This is a genomic window from Pseudalkalibacillus sp. NRS-1564 (genome assembly GCF_050467905.1).
In the GTDB taxonomy this organism is placed as follows: domain Bacteria; phylum Bacillota; class Bacilli; order Bacillales; family Guptibacillaceae; genus Guptibacillus; species Guptibacillus hwajinpoensis_B.
Window position 1 is genome coordinate 1 of record NZ_JBITPM010000004.1, and the last position, 20,785, is coordinate 20,785.

Genomic DNA, 20,785 nt, shown 5'->3' on the forward strand with positions numbered 1-20,785 from the left:
GATCAATTCGTTTCTTTCAACGTCGTTTTCAGCGACTTTATTAATGTACCACATTAACTCGGTCGACGTCAACAACTTTTAAAAGTTTTTTTCGTTGTCGCGTTAATCTCTCGCGGCGACAAGTAATAATATACCACGGAGAAAAAATACGGTCAACCCTTTTCTTGATATTTTTTCTCCGTTTTATAAATCACCTATACAGCGCTATATTCTCGAATGAAAATACCAGAACCTTTAGTCTCGCTTCGGTGAACTTCGATAAGCCCTTTTTCAATCATATATTCTAGAAGCGCACCAAGGTCTATCCCGTATTCCTTTAGCTGTTCTTCTTCCATTAATTCTTGATATGTCCATAAACTTTCACGTTCATTCATGATGTTCCTTATATGAACGGTTGCGTTTTTTGATTTTGAAGATAAAGAAAAGTCATTAGCCAATAGCAATAACTCCAGTCGTTTATCAAGAGGATCTTCTCCAGATAAAAGCTCGGTATACAACTTGAAAATTTCAGGTTCAATATGTTTAACCTGATTCCACACAGTAATTTCAGGATGGAACCCATGCTCAATAACAGATAAGCGAGCAAGATGGTGCAAAGCATGAAGAATAAAGTTATATGCATCCATATATTGCTTAGAAGCGAAAAGTTCTTTCCCATCTGTATATCTTCGAATAAGTCTTGCAAACTCCACTCCAATTTTTTGAGTGCGCTCTTCATATGGAAAATCTCTAATTCTCTCTTTCAATCCCGCTATGTACTCGTTCCGATCAAAAATGATCTTTCCATTAACAAGCCATGCCACAAGACGACGGTGGCTACCAGAGATTAGCCATTCGTTAACCTGCTGCTCTGTTATAACGTGCATAGCAGCTTTCTTTCCTTCAAAATCATAATGTTTGACGAACCATGGTTTCTCGTTATTTTGAACGATGATTAGTAGGACAACATCAAAATTATCAGTAAGCGGGTGAAATGGCTTTGTCTTTTCAATAACTAGTACACCCAGTGTATCAGGATGACTAGCTCTCTCTTGATAAATCGGTCTTAAAAGGTTTTCCATAATTCGATCCTCCAGAAGTACTTATACTTTTGTTTCCTTACGATATTCAATTTCCCTTTTCCTACGTTAACTTAAGTATTCAACAGTCCATATTATAAATCCTGTAATGAAATAAGCAATCCCTGAATTTGAAGTTTCCACTATCTACTTGAAAATATCCAACTATATGAAATGCAGATTACGTTATTCACCTTATAAGGAAAGTGCTTACACCTCATGGTTATGCTATAATTGTGTGCAGGAGGGACTTGCAATGCAACTAAAGTATACTAATAAGATTAATAAAATTCGTACGTTCGCACTGAGTCTAGTGTTTATTGGAATCGCGATTATGTATATAGGAATATTCTTCAAGACATCTGTCTTGCTTATGACCATCTTTATGCTGATTGGATTTCTTGCAACGATCGCAAGTGCGGTTGTGTACTTCTGGATCGGAATGCTCTCCACAAGAGCAATCCAGGTAGTTTGTCCAAACTGTGAAAAGCCAACGAAAGTTCTTGGACGTGTAGATGCTTGTATGCATTGCAAACAACCACTAACGATGGACCCTAATTTGGACGGCAAAGAATTTGATGAGAAATACAATGTGAAAAGAGCCCAAAAAAGAACGCAGTAAAAGATAAGAAGGCTTCCACCATATTAATGGTGGAAGCCTTCTTTAAATTAGTGTTTGCTTTGCTGGCAATCTGGACATTTTCCGTAAATCTCCATTCTGTGATCACCGACTCGGAAGCCTGTTACCTGTTCCGCAAGCGTTTCTACTTCGTCCAATCCCGGATAATGAAAGTCTACAATCTTACCACAATCATCACAGATAATATGATAATGATCTGTTGTGACACAATCAAATCGGCTGGAAGCATCTCCGTACGTTAATTCTTTCACCAATCCAATTTCCTTAAATACTCTCAAGTTATTATAAACTGTAGCTACACTCATATTAGGAAATTTTCCTTCAAGAGACTTATAGATCTCATCTGCTGTAGGATGTGACATGGACTGGATTAAATGCTCCAGAATGGCATGACGCTGCGGGGTAATACGCACTCCTGAATTTTTCATAGCATCAATTGCTTCATGCAGTTTTTCTTCAGCCATTCGTCATGCACCTCGCTTTCAACAAGCATTCTTACTTTGTAATGTTTATAATTAGTGTACATGGAGAAAGAGGGTTTTGTCAATAATGACAAGCTTATAGGCCTCTTTCTTATTTGTGCTCTTGATGAAGGATCGACTCATTCTCCCCCATATGGTAGTTAATGAAACGAGCTGCTACAAATAAAAAGTCAGAGAGACGGTTTAAGAAAGAAAGGACAAGAGGATTTGCGTCTTCTACCATTGTCGTAAGACGCTCCGCGCGACGGACAATCGTACGCGCCACATGTAAGCAAGCTCCTGCTGAGTGTCCACCTGGCAATACAAAGTTCCTGAGAGGTTCAAGCTGCTGCTCCCAGCTGTCGATTTGGTTTTCCATTTCATTAATATGCGATTCTTCAATAGTCCATCCTACTTTTTTTCCTTTAGGTGTAGCAAGCTCTGCTCCCACATGGAAAAGCCACGTTTGTATTTTATGAAAAATGGCCCCCATTCTTCTTTACCATCGAAGTTCGTAGCCCCAATATAACTTAGAGCAAGTCCGATCTGGGAATTGGCTTCATCACAAGTTCCGTATGCCTCGACTCGAATATCGTTTTTAGACACCCGTTGCCCATAAACGAGAGAGGTTTCTCCTTTATCGCCTGTCTTCGTATAAATTTTCACTATTAATACCCCCTATCCGGATCAATGACATTCTTCAAGTCATTCGTTCCTTTTTGATATTGAATTAAGTTATGCTCAAATATTTCAATCGCTCTAGGTTGATAATTGTCAGAGATAGCTGAATGGTGCGGCGTAACCGTTACATTTTCCATCTCCCAAAATGGGTGTGACGAATCAAGTGGTTCATCTTTAAACACATCCAATACGGCATGGGCAATTTGATGTTCATTTAGTGCGTCAATCAAACACTGCTCATCTACAGTATCTCCTCTGCCAATATTAATAAATACCCCAGATTCTTTCATGGCTGCAAATTGTTCTTTCGTAAAATAATTTGCCGTTTCACTCGTACTAGGCAGCACACTTACCACGTAGTCACATTTCGGTAGCATTGATAAAAGTTCTTCATTATTATATATCACATCAAAATGGTCTACTTCACGTCCAGATCGATTGACTCCTAGCGTTTTCATTCGAAATGCTTTCGCCACTCTTGCAATCTCACTGCCAATGGCACCAGTACCAACAACCCCTATCGAGCTACCAGTAATTTCTCGTATAGGCGTTTTTTTCTTCCAGATCTTTGAGGATTCATTTGCTAGCACTTGTTTTGTATCCCTCGCTACTTGAAGCATAACAGATAATGTATATTCAGCCATCGGAATGCTATGGATGCCCCGTGCATTTGTTACGAGAATACCTCTTTCTTTAATAGCCTGAAATGGCATTCTTTCAAGTCCAGCCGATAGGACCATTATCCATTTAAGGTGAGAAGCTTTCTGAATTAACTCTGCGTTCAGGTCCTCTCCATATGTAAGAAGAATTTCTGCATCAGCAAGTTTAGGCTCCGCTTCTTGCATTGATGGATAAAAATGAAACGTTACGTCTGGATATGTTTCTCTAAGGCGCTCTTTAATATTTGTCTTCAGTTTCCCCGTTGATAGTACCTGCATTATTTCACCACTCTCCATTTATTTAACCTTTCTTCATGTATTAAGTATAGCTGAATGACCAATATGACTTAAACAAAACAACCTCTTCGAAACATCGCTAACAAAAAAAGAGCGCATAATGCGCTCTCAACTGAAGATATGATCTACTATACTCTATGTTGCAAACATCTAATGGTATAGTCTTTTGTCCCGCAGACAAAGGCTTATGATAAGTTTTCTTTAATGTAACCTAGTGCAGATTCCACATGCTCTTTAACGCGAACTTTCCGCCACTCTTTTACAAGGGTTCCTTCTTTGTCTATAACAAAGGTAGAACGAACAATCCCCATGTATTCTTTGCCGAAGTTTTTCTTTAACTGCCATACATCATATGCTTCTGCAGCAGAATGATCTTCATCTGCTAGGAGAAGGAACGGAAGGTCATACTTATCAATAAATTTTTTGTGTTTCTCGACTGGGTCTGGACTTACTCCCAAGATAACCGTATCCAGTTCTTCGAATCCTTCAATATGATCTCGAAAATCACATGCCTCTGTCGTACAGCCAGGCGTCATATCTTTTGGATAAAAATAAAGCACAACATTTTTTCCTTTATAGTCTGAAAGAGACACAGTCTCACCAGTGCTTGCTTCTAACTTAAAATCTGGAGCTTTTTGACCAATTTCAACACTCATTTTTACGCCTCCTTAAATCTTCTTAAGATAAGCGTAACGAAATTCATTCGAACTTACAACTTGGGGCTTTCACGATAGTCAACGATGGTCGTGACAAAAAATGCGGCTGGCATTAAGTAACCGATTAACGCCTCAAAAATCGCAATCCATCTTCCAACTCCAATTGGAGTAAGATCTCCATAGCCAACCGATAGAAGCGTAACCGCACTGAAATAAAGGACAGATTGAACTCTTGTAAACGGTGTTAATGTCATATCCGCAAGATCCATTTGACCTTCTTGAAGTACAGGAATATCAAGGATAATGAGGCTTAAATACATACTCCCAAAAGCGATAATCATCGTTAAATAAACAAGGAACAGTAGAAACATCTTATAAACAGACAGGAGACTACCAGGCACTCTCGTTCTTTTCATAAGAGCTACCATACTTCTCCCAACACTAATAAGGGCAAGAATAATAGCACAAGTAATCAATAAGAGCATTAGTAAACACCTCATAATAGGTTTATGAGGTGTTCGTTGAATTTAGGACGAACTATTCTGAAACAAGTGTCGTGTAGACAACCATCCGCTCCTCGTGTGTTCCTGCATCTCGATCAAATGTCCCTGTACAAGTAATTAAATTGAGGCTTGATTTAGAACTTGTTCCAAATACTTTCTCGAGTGGCGCTTTATTTCTAGGATAAGACTCAACAGCATGCACCTCAAAATCATACGCCAATCCATGTTCATCCGTAACTGTAACGAGATCTCCAGCTTCTAAATCTCCAAGGTGAAAGAACACCGATGGTCCAGTTTTGTTATCAACGTGACCGGCAAGGACGGCATTTCCTCTTTCACCAGGTTTCGCTCCAGGCTGATACCATCCAACGTTACGTTCATCTTTGGGCACATCCATTTGCCCATCTGTTAATTGGCCCACATGCTCCACTTTTGCGTCTACATTAATAGCTGGAATGGATAATTGGGCTGGAATGATTCCTACTAAAGCAGGTTCAACGGATTCGTTACTCTTAGATGAAGAAGATGCTGTTAAATCTGGAGCAGAGACCAGATGTGTTTCCTCATTATTAGGTAAAACTTCTTTCATTTCATCTGATTGATTAGAAGAAGAGGAGCAGCCTGCCGCTGCTCCTAAAAGTAACATACTTAATAAAAGCTTTTTAAACGGCATATGCGCTCCTCCTTCTACCTTGATTTAAGCTGTTTGCTTCTTACGAAGATAAATTCCAGTTCCTGCTGCTAGAATAGCTCCTCCAAGAAGTGCCCATGCAACTGTATGAGACTGATCAGCTGTACCACCCATACCTGTTTGGGGCATGTCTGAAGGCATATTTGTCGCATCAACCATCGGCCATGCTTCAAGAGTTGGTTCACCTTCTACAAGACCTACCGCATAAACAGAGTAAACATAGCCTTCTTTTAATTCAACACCAGGAATCTCAAGAACAACGTCTTCAGAACCTGCTGGTCGAACTTCAAGATCAACCGTCATAGGATCAACTTCAGCGTAGTCTGACGTTGATTTAAATGCTACATCTGAGAATAGAACGTCTCCGTCTTTAACGGCTACATCTACATTAGGTGCATCTGGAGACGCATGTACAACCCTTACTTTTGCTTTTCCTTTAGAAGCTTCCATATCATCGCTTAGCGCCCAAAGGGAGATGCTATCTAGCGTACCTACTGCAGCAGCAGAATACTTCATGCCTTCTTCAAGCGTCACTGACTGACTGATAACCGGCTCGCCTTCTCCATTCTCACCAGCTGGGAATACTTCAATTTCGTGATCTCCTGCAGGAAGAGCCATGTATTCTGTCGCCTGTTTATATTCAGCACCTTCTACAACTGCCTCACCATCTACATAAACATCAACTGCAGGTGCATCTGGAGACGCATGAATCACTCGTACCATTGCTTCATGATTATCTGCGAATGCCGTACCACCAATAATCCCAAACATCATAACCATCGCAACTGCGGCTGCCATAAACTTCCTAAGCATTCAATCCACTCCCTTTATTTAATTTTTGTTATATTTTTGTATAACCTTTGTTCATTTACTAATACGACAAAATATTTGCAATCGGATCACTTTTTTTACACTTTTATTGTTTTTATTTCGAATTCAAGGGAATAGAGCTACTAGCAAAGCTCGGAGGAGGAACTAACTAATGAGTAAAGGCAATTATGCGATTGCTTACTGGGATAGTGAAAACGAGGAGCATTTTAAAGTCTTTTGTATTGAAAACCATCAAACGCTTTTACACATCGCCCGTCGCATAGTCAATGACCAGCAAATTGCCGAAGAGATCGTTCAGGATGTTTATTTAGAAGTTTGGAATAAGCGAAATCAATTCAAGCCTGATAAAGGTAAACTCTCCTCGTGGGTTAACCAGATCACACGAAACCGAGCTATTGATCGGATTAAGAAAGAGCAGCGTAATTTTAAAGAAACAGTTGTTGAAGATCACCAGTTGGTCGATAAAGAACTTTATATTCAAGATGACTTTGGAAACAAAGATATGATTGATGGAGCCTTAAATACTTTGAATACAGAACAAAAAGAAATTCTTAAACTCATCTACTTAGAGGGTTATAGTCAAGCAGAAGTAGCTTCCAAAAAGAAGATTCCCCTTGGAACAGTGAAAAGTCGCGTTAGGCTTGGCATGAAAAAATTAAAAGAAACGATCGATTTATCATTATTAGAAACTGTCTAATCATAAACAAAAAGTCCAGAGGGAGATCCCTCTGGACTTTTTAGTTACCTGCGCCCCTGTATTTCGTGACGCCAATATTCCACATAAAGATGGCGAATCCAAAAAACGCCACTCCCATAACAGGTGTAAGAAAAGCATAACCATACCATTCTTCACGACCTAAGAAATAAGCTGATGGATACACACCAACAAAAGCAAATGGTAAGATCCACGTTAATACAAAACGAATCACTTTATTATAGATATCCACTGGATATCTCCCATAGTTCCCGATATTGTACATCATTGGCATAATACTTGTTCTGCTATCAGACCAAAAGCTAATGCTTGCTAGTAGAATAAAAATACCTGCATACACAAATGCACCACCTAAAACCATAAAGAGAAATACAATAGGATCGTACCAGGACATACTTAGATCAAGTCGATTCCCCGCATAAACCATAACAGCGATTCCTGTGATAACCCCAAATAAAGATTCAAGCTCCATTCGTTCTAAAATAATCTGAAATAAACTATGAACGGGTCTTGTTAGAATCCGATCCATTTCACCCTTAACAATATACCGCTCGTTAAAGTCCCAAATGTTAAAAAATGCTCCGAAGATAGCAAAAGGAACGAGGAAAAATCCGTAGATAAAGATGATTTCATCCTTCGACCAGCCGCTAAGCATATTTGTATGCCCAAACACGACAAGTATAAAAATCAAATTAACTGCCTGAAACAATAAGTCAGACATAATTTCCATTAGCATATCTACACGATAAGTTAATCTCGTTTTCATATATTGCGAGACATATAGAAAGAAAATACTAGCATGCTTCATTTGTCACCCTCCCTGCACAATCAAGCGTTTTTTGGCAATTACCCATAGCGCTTGAATTGGAAGAATCAAAATAACCGCCCAGACAAGCTGGAAAAGAATCGCTTCCCAAACCGCACTTCCAGTAAAACCTTCTGTGAAAATCATACTTGGAATATAGCTAATGGCTTGGAACGGTAGAAAGTCCATGACATTCTGTGCCCAACCTGGATAGAAACTAATTGGAAGTAATAACCCTGAGAACAAATCAATCACAACGCGCTTTGCTCGAATCAGTCCATCGTTGTTAAAGAAGAAAAAGGTCATAACGCCTGTCAGCAGATTAATTTGAGTATTAACAATAAAACTTAGAATAATTGCTACCATAAAGAACAACCACGTCGACAGTGCAGCCGAAAATTCAATCGGGAAAATGAGGCTAACAATAATCATCCCTGGAATTGAGAAGAAGCTTAATCTAAAAATCCCTTCTCCAAGCCCCTGCATCGTCTTCATTATTAAATAATGATAGGGGCGTATAAATTCAACTGCTACCTTTCCCTCTTTAATCTCCTGAGCGATTTCTCGATCAATATTATTAAAATAGAAAGCTCTTGCCATCCAAGCCACAGCAACATATGTTGTCATTTGAATAACAGATAATCCTTCAATTTCCCCTTTTCCACCGTAAATCGCATTCCATAGAAAGTAGTAAGCACCAATGTTAATGCTGTAAATTAAAATTCCGCTATAATAGTTCGTCCGATAGGCAAGCATCATTAAGAAGCGGACGCGAATCATCTCAATGTACTTACCCATTACGCATGCCCTCTTCATAGATATTTCGAATAATCTCTTCAGTCGAAATTTCATGAATCTTAATATCCGTAATCCTGTTTGCTGCTACGACTCTCCCAATTACTTCGGAAATGACATGCTCTTCATTCACTACATTCGCGATCCACACATTCTCGCGATCACCTTTTGTCCATTCTGCTTCAAGTTCCTTCAATAAAGGTTGAAGTTGTTCACCACTAACCTGTTCACCAAATTGAAATTCAATTTGCTTCCCTTCTCCCCAATTAGAACGAAGCTTTGCAAGCTTGCCATCATATATAATCTGGCCTTCATCTAGCATAACAACCCGATCACATAACGCTTCAATATCCGTAAGATCATGAGTCGTAAGTAAAATCGTTGTCTTATACTTCTCATTAATCTCTTTTAAGAAATTACGGATCTTTAATTTAACTAGCACATCAAGTCCAATTGTCGGTTCATCTAGAAATAGAAGCTTAGGGTTATGAAGAAGAGCTGCGGCTAACTCACACCTCATACGCTGGCCAAGCGATAATTTCCGAACCGGTTTATCAAGTAAAGGACCAATATCTAGAGACTCAATTACATGATTCATATGCTCGTTATAAACATCATCTGGTACGTTATAGACTTTTTTAAGCAAACGAAATGATTCTTGTACGGCAATGTCCCACCACAATTGAGATCGTTGCCCAAATACAACTCCAATGGATCGAACAAACTTCTCTCGTTCTTTATGTGGATCCATTCCATTTACACGAACAGTTCCAGAAGTGGGCGTTAGAATACCCGTTAGCATTTTGATACTCGTCGACTTCCCGGCTCCATTTTCTCCAATATAACCTACCATTTCACCTTCATTAATGGTAAAAGAAATATCTTTAACAGCCGAGATAACCTTATAATTACGCGTAAAAAGATCTCGAAACGCTCCTTTTAAACCAGAACGACTCGAGTGAGATTTAAAATCTTTACGCAGTTCCTGTACATCAATCACTTTTTCCATACGTCTTCCTCCTTTTAACACACCAACTTAGTTTACAAGAGCAGCTTGTAATAAACAATATTTGAGCTTTCACTTAAGCGGCAAGAGTGTTTCGTTACACTCTAGTCATGCTACAATGGAGTTTGATGAACAAGCATTACAAGGAGGTCAACATGAATTTCACGAAATCAGAACAACATCATAAAGAATCACTCGATATTATGCTAGGTGGCGTCAACAGTCCATCTCGCTCATACAAAGGCGTTGGAGGAGGCACTCCTGTCTTTATGGAAACAGCTAAAGGTCCTTATTTCTGGGATGTCGATGGTAACAAATACATAGACTACCTTGCAGCATACGGCCCTATCATCACTGGTCATGCGCATCCACATATTACTAAGGCCATCACAACAGCAGCTGAGAACGGCGTGTTATACGGTACACCAACCGTCTTAGAAAATCGGTTCGGTTCGATGCTTCAAGAAGCCATCCCTTCTCTAGAGCGCGTTCGATTTGTGAACTCTGGTACGGAAGCAGTAATGACAACGATACGCGTAGCTAGAGCCTACACAGGTCGCAACAAGATTGTGAAATTTGCTGGCTGCTATCATGGACACTCTGATCTTGTGCTAGTTGCCGCCGGTTCTGGTCCCGCTACCCTTGGAAGTCCTGACTCAGCGGGTGTCCCAAAAAGCATCGCTAGAGAAGTTATCACCGTACCATTTAATGACATTGAAGCTTATAAAGAAGCAATGGAGAAATGGGGAGATGAAGTAGCCGGAGTTCTCGTTGAACCGATTGTTGGGAATTTCGGAATTGTTGAACCTGAGGAAGGTTTCCTTGAAAAAGTAAATGAGATCACACATCAATATGGAGCGCTCGTTATTTATGATGAAGTTATCACTGCATTCCGCTTTATGTATGGTGGTGCCCAAAACTTACTTAATGTTGAACCGGATATGACGGCACTAGGAAAAATCATTGGTGGTGGCCTTCCAATCGGCGCATACGGTGGGAAACGCGAGATTATGGAACACGTTGCACCACTTGGTCCAGCTTATCAAGCTGGGACAATGGCAGGTAATCCAGCCTCTATCTCAGCCGGTATTGCGTGTCTTGAAGTTCTTCAAGAAGAGGGCGTCTATGATCATTTAGACAAACTTGGAGAACGTCTTGAGAAGGGAATCCTCCTTCATGCACAGGAAGCTGGTATCCAAATTACAATCAATCGTCTCCGAGGAGCTTTGACTGTCTACTTTAACAACGAGAAGGTTATTAATTACAAACAAGCTGAAGACTCCGATGGAGAGAAATTCGCCCGCTTCTTTAAACTAATGCTCAATGAAGGTATCAACCTTGCCCCTTCTAAATATGAAGCATGGTTCTTAACAACAGAACACACAGAAAAAGATATCGATGATACGCTTGAAGCAGTAAAGCGCGTCTTTCATCAAATGGCTTAGCGAAAAGACAGAATGAAGTTCCTTCATTCTGTCTTTTCTACTATCTTTGTTATTATTGAAAATAGGGCTTGCTATCCTGACCATTCCGATGTATAACTAGAACGTCTCATATGTTTAAAAGAGGAAATAGAGGATACTCTCTATACTAAAAGTACTCGACGAAAGGACTTATAATAGAATGAAGTTTGGTGCCCGTATTTTTAAAACAGGGCTAGCGATTACTCTCGCACTTTATATTGCAACATGGCTTGGACTCGAGCCTCCGACCTTTGCTGGCGTAGCTGCATTATTTGCCATTCAGCCGTCGATTTACAGATCTTATCAAACCGTTATTGATCAATTTCAATCCAATATTATTGGAGCCGTGCTTGCAGTTATACTCGTTCTGCTCTTTGGAAACCAGCCAATCGTAATTGGTCTAGGTGCGATCATCATTATCGCCATTAATATTAAATTGAAAATCGAAAGTACGATTCCACTCGCAATCGTAACTGTTATTTTAATCATGAATGCTCCTCAGGAGGAATTCATCACTTTTGCGACAAACCGATTCTTAGTCATTATGGTCGGTGTGATCAGTTCTTTCTTTGTGAACTTAGTTTTCGTGCCACCGAGATATGAAACGAAATTATTCCACAAAATTGTGAGCAATACAGAATATATTTCACAGTGGATCAGGCTTGCTACTAGAAACGATGCCGAACATAAAGTATTGAAAGAGAACTTAATTAAGTTGAAAGAAGATACAGTTAAAAGTGATCAGTATTTTCTTCTATACAAAGAAGAGCGTACGTACTTCAAACGCAGAGATTTTGTAAAAGCACGTAAGCTCGTCCTATTTAGACAGATGATTGCTACAACAGAAAAGTCACTTGCTATACTAAAAATGCTTGATCAACTTGATGTGAAGATTTTGATCATGCCTGACGAGGTCAGGAAGATGATTCAGACTCACCTCGATGAGCTAACAAATTATCACGAACGCATCCATTTAAAATATATCGGAAAAGTGAGGAACCAGTCTCCCGAGGAAATGTTAAACACCGTTGGATCTGGGGAGTCTACCTTAACCGAACGCTATGTTGACTTATACGAAAATGGCGAATGTAATCGCGAGCTTTGGATGACAATATTCCCCCTAATCGGAATGATTATCGATTACCACGATCATCTTGAACACCTTGATTTACTTGTCGATAGCTTTCATTCCTATCACCAGGAAGAAAATGAAGTTGATATTCAGGAACTTCATGCCAAATAAAAAAATCAGCCGATACGGCTGATTTTTTTATTTCTTCATTTTTGGATCAAGCGCATCTCGAAGACCATCACCAAGTAGGTTAAATCCAAGAACCGTTAGCATAATCGCAAGTCCCGGAAAGAATACAGTCCATGGTGCCTGAATAATATACGAACGTGAATCTGCAAGCATTTTCCCCCACTCAGGCTGTGGTGCCTGTGCACCAAGACCAAGAAAACTAAGGGCCGCTGCCTCCAGAATAGCCGTTGCAATTGCAAGTGTTCCTTGCACAATTATAGGTGCAAGTGAATTTGGCAATATATGATGAAAAATGATTCTTGAATCTTTCATCCCAACAGCTCTAGCCGCCATAACATACTCTTCCTGCTTCACACTTAACACCCTTGATCGAACAAGCCTTCCAAAGTTAGGAATATTAATAATCGCAATCGCGATAAGTGCATTTCTTAGCGATGGTCCTAGTACAGCAACAACAGCAATAGCAAGAAGAATACTTGGAAACGCAAGCATAATATCAAATATACGTGAAATAATCGTATCCACTAGCTTACCGTAATAACCTGCCACCATACCTAGTAAACTCCCTACCGCCGCTGAACCTAGTACAGCAAAAAAGCCAACCCATAAAGAAATTCTTGCCCCATAAATTATACGTGATAAAATATCGCGACCGAAATCATCGGTTCCAAACCAATGACTGGCTGATGGAGATTGAAGTCGTTCACCTAATTTTTGTTCGTTAATCCCTTCAGGAGCGATGACCCCTGCAAAGATCGCTAGAAGAATGAAAAAAAGTACAATCCCCATGCCGACCATCGCTAGCTTATTTCTCCTGAATCCTTTCCAGGCTTCACGCCATGGCGATAATACTTCTTCATCTGGTTGCTTTTGAACATTAACTTTTTTTTGCGGAGCAATTTCAGCCATCTTAGAAGCCCCTTTAGTTGTATTTAATTCGAGGATCAATTGCAGCGTATAACAGATCGACAATGAGATTAATAAAAACAAAGATGACAGCAACGATGAGAATACCAGATTGAATCACTGGGTAGTCTCTGAAATTAATGGCGTCGTAAATATAACGACCGATTCCTGGCCAACCAAATATAGTTTCAGTAAGAATAGCTCCACCTAGTAAGAGACCCATTTGAAGTCCAATAACAGTAAGTACAGGAATAAATGCATTTTTTAATGAATGCTTATACACAACCCAAAACATCTTTGTACCTTTTGCTCGAGCTGTTCGAACAAAATCAGAGCGCATAACCTCAAGCATACTTGAGCGTGTCATTCGAGCAATGATAGCCATCGGTATTGTTCCAAGAGCAATACCAGGTAGAATCAAATGCTTAACCACTTCTACAAATTGATCCATTCTTCCCTGAAGTAAGGTATCAATAAGATAAAGATGTGTGATAGCATCAACAGGGTTTCTCACATTTTCGCGACCCGTTGATGGAAGCCACCCAAGTTCAAGCGAGAATGCCCATTGTTCCATCAAACCAAGCCAGAAAACAGGCATCGACACACCGACTAGCGCAAGTACCATAGCCGTGTAATCGAACCAAGAGTTTTGAAACCATGCACTAATAATCCCTGCATTGACGCCAATAAAAATAGCTATAACCATCGCCACAAGCGACAGTTCAAGAGTAGCAGCAAGATATGGCCAAATTTCTCCACTAATATCTGAACTTGTTCGAAGAGATGTGCCTAAATCACCTGTAAACAAGTTTTTAATATAGTCGATATATTGTAGATACCACGGCTGATCGAGGCCAAGCTGTTTGGTTAAACTTTTTATCGCTTCCTCTGTTGCCTGTTGACCTAAAATGACCTGGGCAGGATCTCCAGGAATAGCTCGAATCATAAAGAACACAATAAGTGTCATTCCAAATAAAACCGGGATAAGCATTAGCAATCGTCTAACTGTATAAGCAAGCATCTACTCACCTCTTCTTCCATCTGTAAAATCACATGCCGTTCTATATGTATAAAACTAATTTATTTTGAAGAATAAAAGGGGAGTTTATCACTCCCCTTCTTTATTTCCTATTGAAGCGTTACTTTCGTTAGCTTGTCAGAACCAGTTGGATGCGGTGAGAATCCTTTAATTGTACTAGAGCCACCAAGTGCTGGCTTAGAATGTACAAGAGGAATCCACGGTGCATCTTCACGGATGATTTCTTGAGCTTCTGCATAAATCTTATTACGCTCTTCTTCATCTGGAGTCGACTGTGCTTCGATTAGAAGATCATGAAGCTCCTGGTTTTCATAGTACGTATAGTTGTTGCTTCCAATGTTATCCTGATCAAGGAGTACATATAGGAAGTTATCAGCGTCACCATTATCCCCTGTCCAACCTAGCAAGAAGCTATCAGCTTCACCATTACGAGCTTTTTCAAGATAAGTTGCCCACTCGTACGATTTGATTTCAGCATCTACGCCAATTTCTGCGAAGCTTTTCTGAAGAACTTCTGCTACTTTTTGACCATCTGGCATATATGGACGTGGAACAGGCATTGCCCAAAGCTCCATTTCAAAACCATCTTCATAGCCAGCTTCTTTTAGAAGTTCCTTCGCTTTATCAAGATCATATTCATAACCTTCAATATCATCGTTATATCCACCGATTACCGGAGGCATTGGGTTTTTCGCTGGTTCAGCTTGTCCAGCATAGAAAGAATCGATAAGCGCTTGCTTGTCCACAGCGTGGTTCAGCGCCTGACGTACAAGCTTATCTTTTAATGGCCCACGATTTGTTGTCAATCCAACGTATCCAACGTTCATAGAAGGACGGAAGAAAGTTTGAAGGTCGCCATTGTCTTCTACCTGCTGAACATCAGAAGGGTTAAGGCCATCCATCAAATCGATTTCCCCAGCCATTAAGGCATTTAGACGTGCTGAGTTATCAGGAATCGCTCTGAAAATAACACTATCAAGTTTTGGATAACCACCCATCCAGTACTCTTCGTTTTTATTTAGAACGATTTTGTCATTTCTGTTCCACTGATCAAATACGAACGGACCAGTACCTACAGGATTTTCACCAAACTTATCGCCCTGCTTTTCAAGTGCATCTGGACTAGCAATCGCAAATGGAGACATCGCGATATTTTTTTAAGAATGGCGCCTGTGGACGCTTCAATTTAAATTCAACTGTGTAATCGTCTTTCGCCGTTACACTTTCAATAACGTGTCCTTCGTCACCTTTAAATCCACCGAACATGGATTTATAGTAATAGAAAGCTTCTTCATTCCCATTCATCCAACGTTCGAAGTTGTAAACAACGGCGTCTGCATTAAAGTCTGTACCGTCATGGAACTTCACGCCCTCACGAAGTGTGAACGTATACGTCTTGCCATCGTCAGAAACTTCCCACTCTGTTGCAAGTGCTTCCTGTACATCTGTGTTATCATCACCGTAATCAAGGAGAGTATCAAAGATGTTCTTTGTTACTTTAAATGATTCCCCGTCTGTAACAGACGCTGGATCAAGTGATACGGAGTCACCACCGCGACCAAAGATCAACGTTCCACCTGCTTCTTCGCCTCCGTCTCCGGAGTCTCCCCCACCATTGCCATTCGTTTCGTTAGATCCACCGCAACCGGCTAGACCAATCGAAAGAAGCAATACAAACATTAATGAAAAAATGGTCTTCTTCATGTTCTTCCCCCTTAGTCATGTGTGTGATTTATACATGGTCTTCTTCATACAGATGACACGCTGTATAGTGCCCAGGTTCTATCTCCCTGAATTCGGGAACTACGGAGCTGCACACGTCCATCGCCTTAGGACATCTTGTGTGAAAAGGACACCCTGATGGCGGATTAGATGGACTTGGTACATCTCCAGTAAGAATAATTCTGTCTTTCCCATATTCAGGATCTGGAACCGGCACCGCTGAAAGAAGAGCCTGTGTATACGGATGTTTTGAATCCAAATAGAGCTTTTCACTATCTGCCATTTCAACAATGCGCCCAAGGTACATCACTCCGACACGATCGCTAATATGACGAACAACTCCTAAATCATGAGCTATAAACAAATATGTTAGTCCAAGCTCTTTCTGAAGATCTTCTAAAAGATTTAATACTTGAGCTTGGATCGAAACATCAAGTGCTGAAACAGGTTCATCCGCGATAATTAACTTCGGATTAACTGCAAGTGCCCGTGCTATACCTATTCTTTGACGCTGTCCACCACTGAATTGGTGAGGATAACGTTTGGCATGGTATGCACTAAGACCAACAATTTCAAGAAGTTCTCTTACCCTTTTTTTACGCTCTGCTTTATTACCAAGCTGATGAACGATAAGAGGTTCTTCGATAATTTTCTCAACTGTATGTCTCGGATTAAGCGATGCAAATGGATCCTGAAAGACCATCTGAATATCTTTTCTAAGGTGACGAAGATCCTTTTTGTTTAAACTGGTCATTTCTTTTCCATCAAAGAGAACTTCCCCTTCACTAGGCTCAAGAAGTCTCATCAACATACGACCAGTTGTAGACTTCCCACATCCGCTTTCCCCAACTAACCCAAATGTTTCTCCTTTATGTAAGGTAAAGGTTACACCGTCTACAGCCTTCACTGTTCCTATCTGCTGTTTAAGTACGCCTCCCTGAATTGGGAAATGCTTCTTAAGCTGTTTTACTTCAAGTAATGCTTCTTGCAAAATAGGCGCCCCCTTTAGCTTTTCACATTCTCTAATATAGCTGCTTTTTTCTCTTCTTCATGAAGCCAGCACCTAGCCTGTTGTCCTGGTCCTGCATCTAACAACGTTGGATTCTCTTCAAAGCATTTATCGAAAGCAAAACTACAACGTGGAGCAAAATGACATCCTTTATGAATCGAACCTGGTTTTGGCACATTTCCAGGGATAGAATACAGCCTGTCTTTTCGAACTCTCACATCAGGTACTGATTCGATTAACCCAATCGTATACGGATGCTTTGGATGCTGAAAAATGTCACTTGTTTTTCCCTGCTCAACGATTTTGCCAGAGTACATAACAACAATACGATCACAAATTTCTGCGACTACACCCAGATCGTGTGTAATCATAATAATCGATGTATTAGTTTCTTGGTTCAATTTCTTCATGAGCTCGAGAATCTGAGCTTGAATCGTCACATCAAGAGCTGTTGTTGGCTCATCCGCAATGAGTACTTCTGGTTCACATGCCATCGCCATCGCAATCATAACGCGCTGCCGCATTCCCCCAGATAATTGATGAGGGTAATCATTCATAAGTTCTTCAGCCCGAGGAAGCCCAACTAGTTTAAGAATTGATATAGCATGCTCCCAGGATTTTTTCTTGTTCCATTTTTTATGTATTCGAATTCCTTCAACGAGCTGATTGCCGATTCTAAATACAGGATTAAGGGATGTCATCGGTTCCTGAAAGATCATTCCAATTTCATTTCCCCTTATTTTTCTCATCTCTTTCTCTGATTTCGTAAGAAGGTTTTCCCCTTTGTATGTAATTTCTCCTCCTACAACTTTTCCTGGGGCCTGAATAAGTTGCATAATGGACAATGAAGTCACACTCTTTCCAGAGCCAGACTCCCCAACAATCCCAAGTACTTCACCTTTATTTACATGAAAGTCAACGGAGTCTACTGCTGGAATCTCTCCATCATCAGTAAAAAAGTGCGTTTCTAATCCACTAACATTTAATACTGGATGTTCCATACACTCACCCCTTTCCGTAAATTCTGAATTTTTTAATTAAACTAAAATCTGCTTCTCATTATTACATTATTTTTGTTAGTTGGCAACGCTTATTGAGGTAATTTTCTGTCTTTTTTTGACGCTTTTACGCGATAATATGCAAATTTAAACAAAAAAAGCACCTCAAAGAGATGCTTTTTGATGAATAACTATAAATTTTGTACTTGAAACAAGTTATGGTAGGACCCTTTCCGTTTCATGAGCTCTTGGTGATTCCCGCTCTCTGAAATTTGGCCGTTTTCCACCACCACGATACGGTCAGCATGCGTCACTGTTGCTAGACGGTGTGCGACAATAAAGGTTGTGCGATCTTTCGCAAGTACTTCAAGCGCTTCTTGAATAAGATGTTCACTTTCAAGGTCAAGTGCTGACGTTGCTTCATCAAGAATTAAAATAGGCGGATTTTTAAGAAATACTCTTGCGATTGCAATCCGTTGTTTTTGTCCACCAGACAGCTTCACACCTCGTTCACCAACGGGCGTATCATATCCGTCTTGAAGGTTCATGATGAATTCATGAGCGTTAGCAGCCTTTGCAGCTTGTATAACTTCTTCTTCAGAGGCATTTGGATTCCCCATCATGATATTCATTCGAACGGATTCACTAAATAGGATGTTATCCTGAAGAACCATTCCAATGTTATCTCTCAGGCTTCTTGCTTCATAATCCCGTATGTCTGTACCGTCAATTAGAATACTCCCACCCGTCACATCATAGAAACGTGGAATTAAGCTGACAAGTGAGGATTTACCGCCACCGCTCATTCCTACAAGCGCAATGGTTTCTCCAGCACGTACATTAAGATCAATTCCTTTTAGAACAGGGAGATCCTCTTCGTTATATTTAAATGAAACATTTTCAAATTGGATATTTCCTCGAACATCGTTTAACTTTTTTGCATCTTTTCTATCTACAATATCGTATTTTTCATCGACAAATTCAAATACACGATCCATTGATGCAATGGCTTGGGTTAATGTGGTAGACGAATTCACCAATCTTCTTAAAGGACTATAAAGCCGGTCCATATAAGTCACAAACGCAACCATTTCACCGATTTGAAGTCCACCCGAAATCACAAGATACGCTGAAAAGGCGATAACAATAAGAGGAGCTACATCCGTAATCGTATTAACGACAGCAAACGTTTTGGCATTCCACCTTGTATGATCGAGTGCTCGTTCTAAAAAATTCGTATTTCTTTTGTTAAATTGCTCTTGTTCATAATCTTCTAAGGCAAAACTTCGAATCACAGACATCCCTTGTACTCGTTCATGAAGATGACCTTGAACTTCTGCAAGTGCCTGTGAGCGATCCTTTGTTAAATCACGAAGACGCTTATAGAAAAATTTAACTGACAGTCCATACAGAGGAAGAAGAACAATTGCTGCAAGCGTTAGCCAAACATTCATAAATGATAATATACCGATAATGATGACGATGGTAATGAGATCAAGCCAAACATTCATCATCCCAGTAATGACAAATGTTTTTGTTTGCTCCACATCATTTATTACTCTTGAGATGATTTCCCCTGCTTTGTTATTAGAGTAAAACTTTAAACTTAATTGTTGGATATGAGAAAATAATTTATCTCGTATATCATATAGAATCTTACTTCCAATCCATTGAGCATAATACTGACGGAAGTATTCTACCGGTGGTCTGACAACAACGAATAGAAAGAAAGCTCCTCCCATCAACCAAAGAAGCTGCTCATACTTATCCCCAGCTGGCATTTCTGCATTGATAATATCATCAATGACGTACTTTAAAATCAATGGAAGGAGAAGAGGAATACCAAACTTTAATATTCCAATTCCAATCGTTATCCCAATTTGTTTTTTATACGGCCTTACAAAGGTCATATACCTTTTTATACTACCCAGATGGCATCATCCTTTAGTTAATCACATGCTGTTTTTATATCATGCAAAAACCTGTTGAAAAACATTCAACAGGTTTTTCTTACCTATATTGAAGGAACTGTTCATACCACTGATCTACAAATCCAGGGGCAAACGGTCCTTTTCTTTGATGAATCCAGTTCATCAGTTCTTTTACATTTTGTTGTATAATACGATCGACTGCTTCGGGATAATTCATTTCTTCGCGGTGTGCTTCATACTCATCTTCATCTAATAACTTAAAAGTCATATCAGGATAGATCTTAATATCAAGATCGTAATCAATATACTTCAATGCTTCTTCATCGTAAGTAAATGGAGTACCTAAATTACAATAATAATATAGCCCATCTGTTCTGATCATTCCGATGACATTGAACCAGTGGTTTGCACTAAAGTAGCAAATCGCAGGTTCACGCGTTCTCCATTGTCTTCCATCAGCTTCAGTCACAAGAATGCGATCGTTTCCGCCGATTATTTCTTTGGATGTGCCTTTAAGTACAATGCTTTCTTCCCAAGTACGATGTAGCGTACCGCGATGTTTATAGCTTTGAATTTGAATTCTCGTCCCGGTCGTTGGGAAACTCATCTTCTTCTCCTTTCCTAAGAAATTCCGGAAAACGATGAATGCCTTTTGCAT

Annotated in this window: 20 protein-coding genes and 2 pseudogenes; 4 read left to right on the top strand and 18 right to left on the bottom strand. The window is 39.9% G+C overall.

Annotated elements, in window-relative coordinates; translation table 11 throughout:
- Positions 1-194 precede the first annotated feature (194 nt).
- Positions 195-1,061, bottom strand: a complete 867-nt coding sequence (locus ACIFPW_RS01445) for a nucleotidyltransferase-like protein (RefSeq protein WP_194220068.1) — start codon at positions 1,059-1,061, stop codon at positions 195-197.
- 253 nt (positions 1,062-1,314) lie between these two features.
- On the opposite strand from ACIFPW_RS01445, the gene ACIFPW_RS01450 reads away from it, so the two are divergent.
- Entirely contained in the window at positions 1,315-1,680 is a 366-nt protein-coding gene (locus ACIFPW_RS01450; RefSeq protein WP_224598799.1) for a YgzB family protein, read from the top strand.
- 47 nt (positions 1,681-1,727) lie between these two features.
- Here ACIFPW_RS01450 and perR read toward each other — a convergent pair whose 3' ends face one another.
- The 7 genes and pseudogenes from perR to ACIFPW_RS01485 all read right to left on the bottom strand — a co-directional run bounded on the left by perR (position 1,728) and on the right by ACIFPW_RS01485 (position 6,459).
- The gene (gene perR, locus ACIFPW_RS01455; protein WP_194220070.1) at positions 1,728-2,162 is read right to left on the bottom strand and encodes a peroxide-responsive transcriptional repressor PerR; all 435 of its coding nucleotides are present in this window, start codon (positions 2,160-2,162) and stop codon (positions 1,728-1,730) included.
- 109 nt (positions 2,163-2,271) lie between these two features.
- A pseudogene (locus ACIFPW_RS01460) lies at positions 2,272-2,825 on the bottom strand (cob(I)yrinic acid a,c-diamide adenosyltransferase).
- Between the two features lie 2 nt (positions 2,826-2,827).
- A complete protein-coding gene (locus tag ACIFPW_RS01465) occupies positions 2,828-3,778 on the bottom strand; it encodes a D-2-hydroxyacid dehydrogenase (protein WP_430241490.1) in 951 nt (316 codons plus the stop codon).
- 203 nt (positions 3,779-3,981) lie between these two features.
- A complete protein-coding gene (gene bcp / locus ACIFPW_RS01470) occupies positions 3,982-4,452 on the bottom strand; it encodes a thioredoxin-dependent thiol peroxidase (RefSeq protein WP_226616553.1) in 471 nt (156 codons plus the stop codon).
- Positions 4,453-4,505: 53 nt separating this feature from the next.
- On the bottom strand, positions 4,506-4,937 hold the full coding sequence (locus ACIFPW_RS01475; protein WP_430241492.1) for an ion channel: 432 nt from the start codon (positions 4,935-4,937) through the stop codon (positions 4,506-4,508).
- A gap of 52 nt (positions 4,938-4,989) precedes the next feature.
- Positions 4,990-5,628 carry a class F sortase gene (locus ACIFPW_RS01480; RefSeq protein WP_430241494.1) on the bottom strand — a complete coding sequence of 213 codons (639 nt, stop codon included), beginning with the start codon at positions 5,626-5,628 and terminating at the stop codon, positions 4,990-4,992.
- 24 nt (positions 5,629-5,652) lie between these two features.
- Positions 5,653-6,459 (bottom strand): DUF4397 domain-containing protein, encoded by an 807-nt coding sequence (locus ACIFPW_RS01485; RefSeq protein ID WP_430241496.1) that lies wholly within the window; start codon positions 6,457-6,459, stop codon positions 5,653-5,655.
- 169 nt (positions 6,460-6,628) lie between these two features.
- Between ACIFPW_RS01485 and ACIFPW_RS01490 the strand changes: the two genes are divergently transcribed.
- A complete protein-coding gene (locus ACIFPW_RS01490; RefSeq protein WP_430241498.1) occupies positions 6,629-7,174 on the top strand; it encodes an RNA polymerase sigma factor in 546 nt (181 codons plus the stop codon).
- 40 nt (positions 7,175-7,214) lie between these two features.
- Here ACIFPW_RS01490 and ACIFPW_RS01495 read toward each other — a convergent pair whose 3' ends face one another.
- Genes ACIFPW_RS01495 through ACIFPW_RS01505 form a run of 3 tightly spaced genes read right to left on the bottom strand, consistent with a single transcriptional unit; the run spans position 7,215 to position 9,801 of the window.
- On the bottom strand, positions 7,215-8,000 hold the full coding sequence (locus tag ACIFPW_RS01495; RefSeq protein WP_430241500.1) for an ABC transporter permease: 786 nt from the start codon (positions 7,998-8,000) through the stop codon (positions 7,215-7,217).
- A 3-nt stretch (positions 8,001-8,003) separates the two neighbouring features.
- Positions 8,004-8,795, bottom strand: coding sequence for an ABC transporter permease (locus tag ACIFPW_RS01500; protein WP_194220079.1), 792 nt, complete (start codon positions 8,793-8,795; stop codon positions 8,004-8,006).
- Positions 8,788-9,801: an ABC transporter ATP-binding protein gene (locus ACIFPW_RS01505; protein WP_194220080.1), complete on the bottom strand. Its 1,014-nt coding sequence runs from the start codon at positions 9,799-9,801 to the stop codon at positions 8,788-8,790. The genes ACIFPW_RS01500 and ACIFPW_RS01505 overlap by 8 nt, the downstream gene beginning before the upstream one ends.
- Before the next feature lie 152 nt (positions 9,802-9,953).
- Between ACIFPW_RS01505 and ACIFPW_RS01510 the strand changes: the two genes are divergently transcribed.
- Complete coding sequence (locus tag ACIFPW_RS01510; protein WP_194220081.1) at positions 9,954-11,243, top strand: glutamate-1-semialdehyde 2,1-aminomutase; 1,290 nt, start codon at positions 9,954-9,956, stop codon at positions 11,241-11,243.
- A gap of 178 nt (positions 11,244-11,421) precedes the next feature.
- The gene (locus ACIFPW_RS01515) at positions 11,422-12,504 is read left to right on the top strand and encodes an FUSC family protein (protein WP_194220082.1); all 1,083 of its coding nucleotides are present in this window, start codon (positions 11,422-11,424) and stop codon (positions 12,502-12,504) included.
- A 27-nt stretch (positions 12,505-12,531) separates the two neighbouring features.
- On the opposite strand, the gene nikC is transcribed toward ACIFPW_RS01515, so the two are convergent.
- The 7 genes and pseudogenes from nikC to ntdP all read right to left on the bottom strand — a co-directional run bounded on the left by nikC (position 12,532) and on the right by ntdP (position 20,734).
- Entirely contained in the window at positions 12,532-13,431 is a 900-nt protein-coding gene (gene nikC, locus ACIFPW_RS01520) for a nickel transporter permease (RefSeq protein WP_194220083.1), read from the bottom strand.
- A gap of 13 nt (positions 13,432-13,444) precedes the next feature.
- Positions 13,445-14,449 carry an ABC transporter permease gene (locus ACIFPW_RS01525; protein ID WP_226616545.1) on the bottom strand — a complete coding sequence of 335 codons (1,005 nt, stop codon included), beginning with the start codon at positions 14,447-14,449 and terminating at the stop codon, positions 13,445-13,447.
- Between the two features lie 107 nt (positions 14,450-14,556).
- Positions 14,557-16,171 (bottom strand): annotated as a pseudogene (locus ACIFPW_RS01530) (ABC transporter substrate-binding protein).
- 28 nt (positions 16,172-16,199) lie between these two features.
- Entirely contained in the window at positions 16,200-17,180 is a 981-nt protein-coding gene (locus ACIFPW_RS01535) for an ABC transporter ATP-binding protein (RefSeq protein WP_430241503.1), read from the bottom strand.
- Between the two features lie 14 nt (positions 17,181-17,194).
- Positions 17,195-18,199, bottom strand: coding sequence for an ABC transporter ATP-binding protein (locus tag ACIFPW_RS01540; protein WP_430241505.1), 1,005 nt, complete (start codon positions 18,197-18,199; stop codon positions 17,195-17,197).
- A gap of 188 nt (positions 18,200-18,387) precedes the next feature.
- On the bottom strand, positions 18,388-20,106 hold the full coding sequence (locus ACIFPW_RS01545) for an ABC transporter ATP-binding protein (RefSeq protein WP_226616542.1): 1,719 nt from the start codon (positions 20,104-20,106) through the stop codon (positions 18,388-18,390).
- 100 nt (positions 20,107-20,206) lie between these two features.
- Positions 20,207-20,734 carry a nucleoside tri-diphosphate phosphatase gene (ntdP, locus tag ACIFPW_RS01550; RefSeq protein ID WP_226616541.1) on the bottom strand — a complete coding sequence of 176 codons (528 nt, stop codon included), beginning with the start codon at positions 20,732-20,734 and terminating at the stop codon, positions 20,207-20,209.
- Positions 20,735-20,785 lie beyond the last annotated feature (51 nt).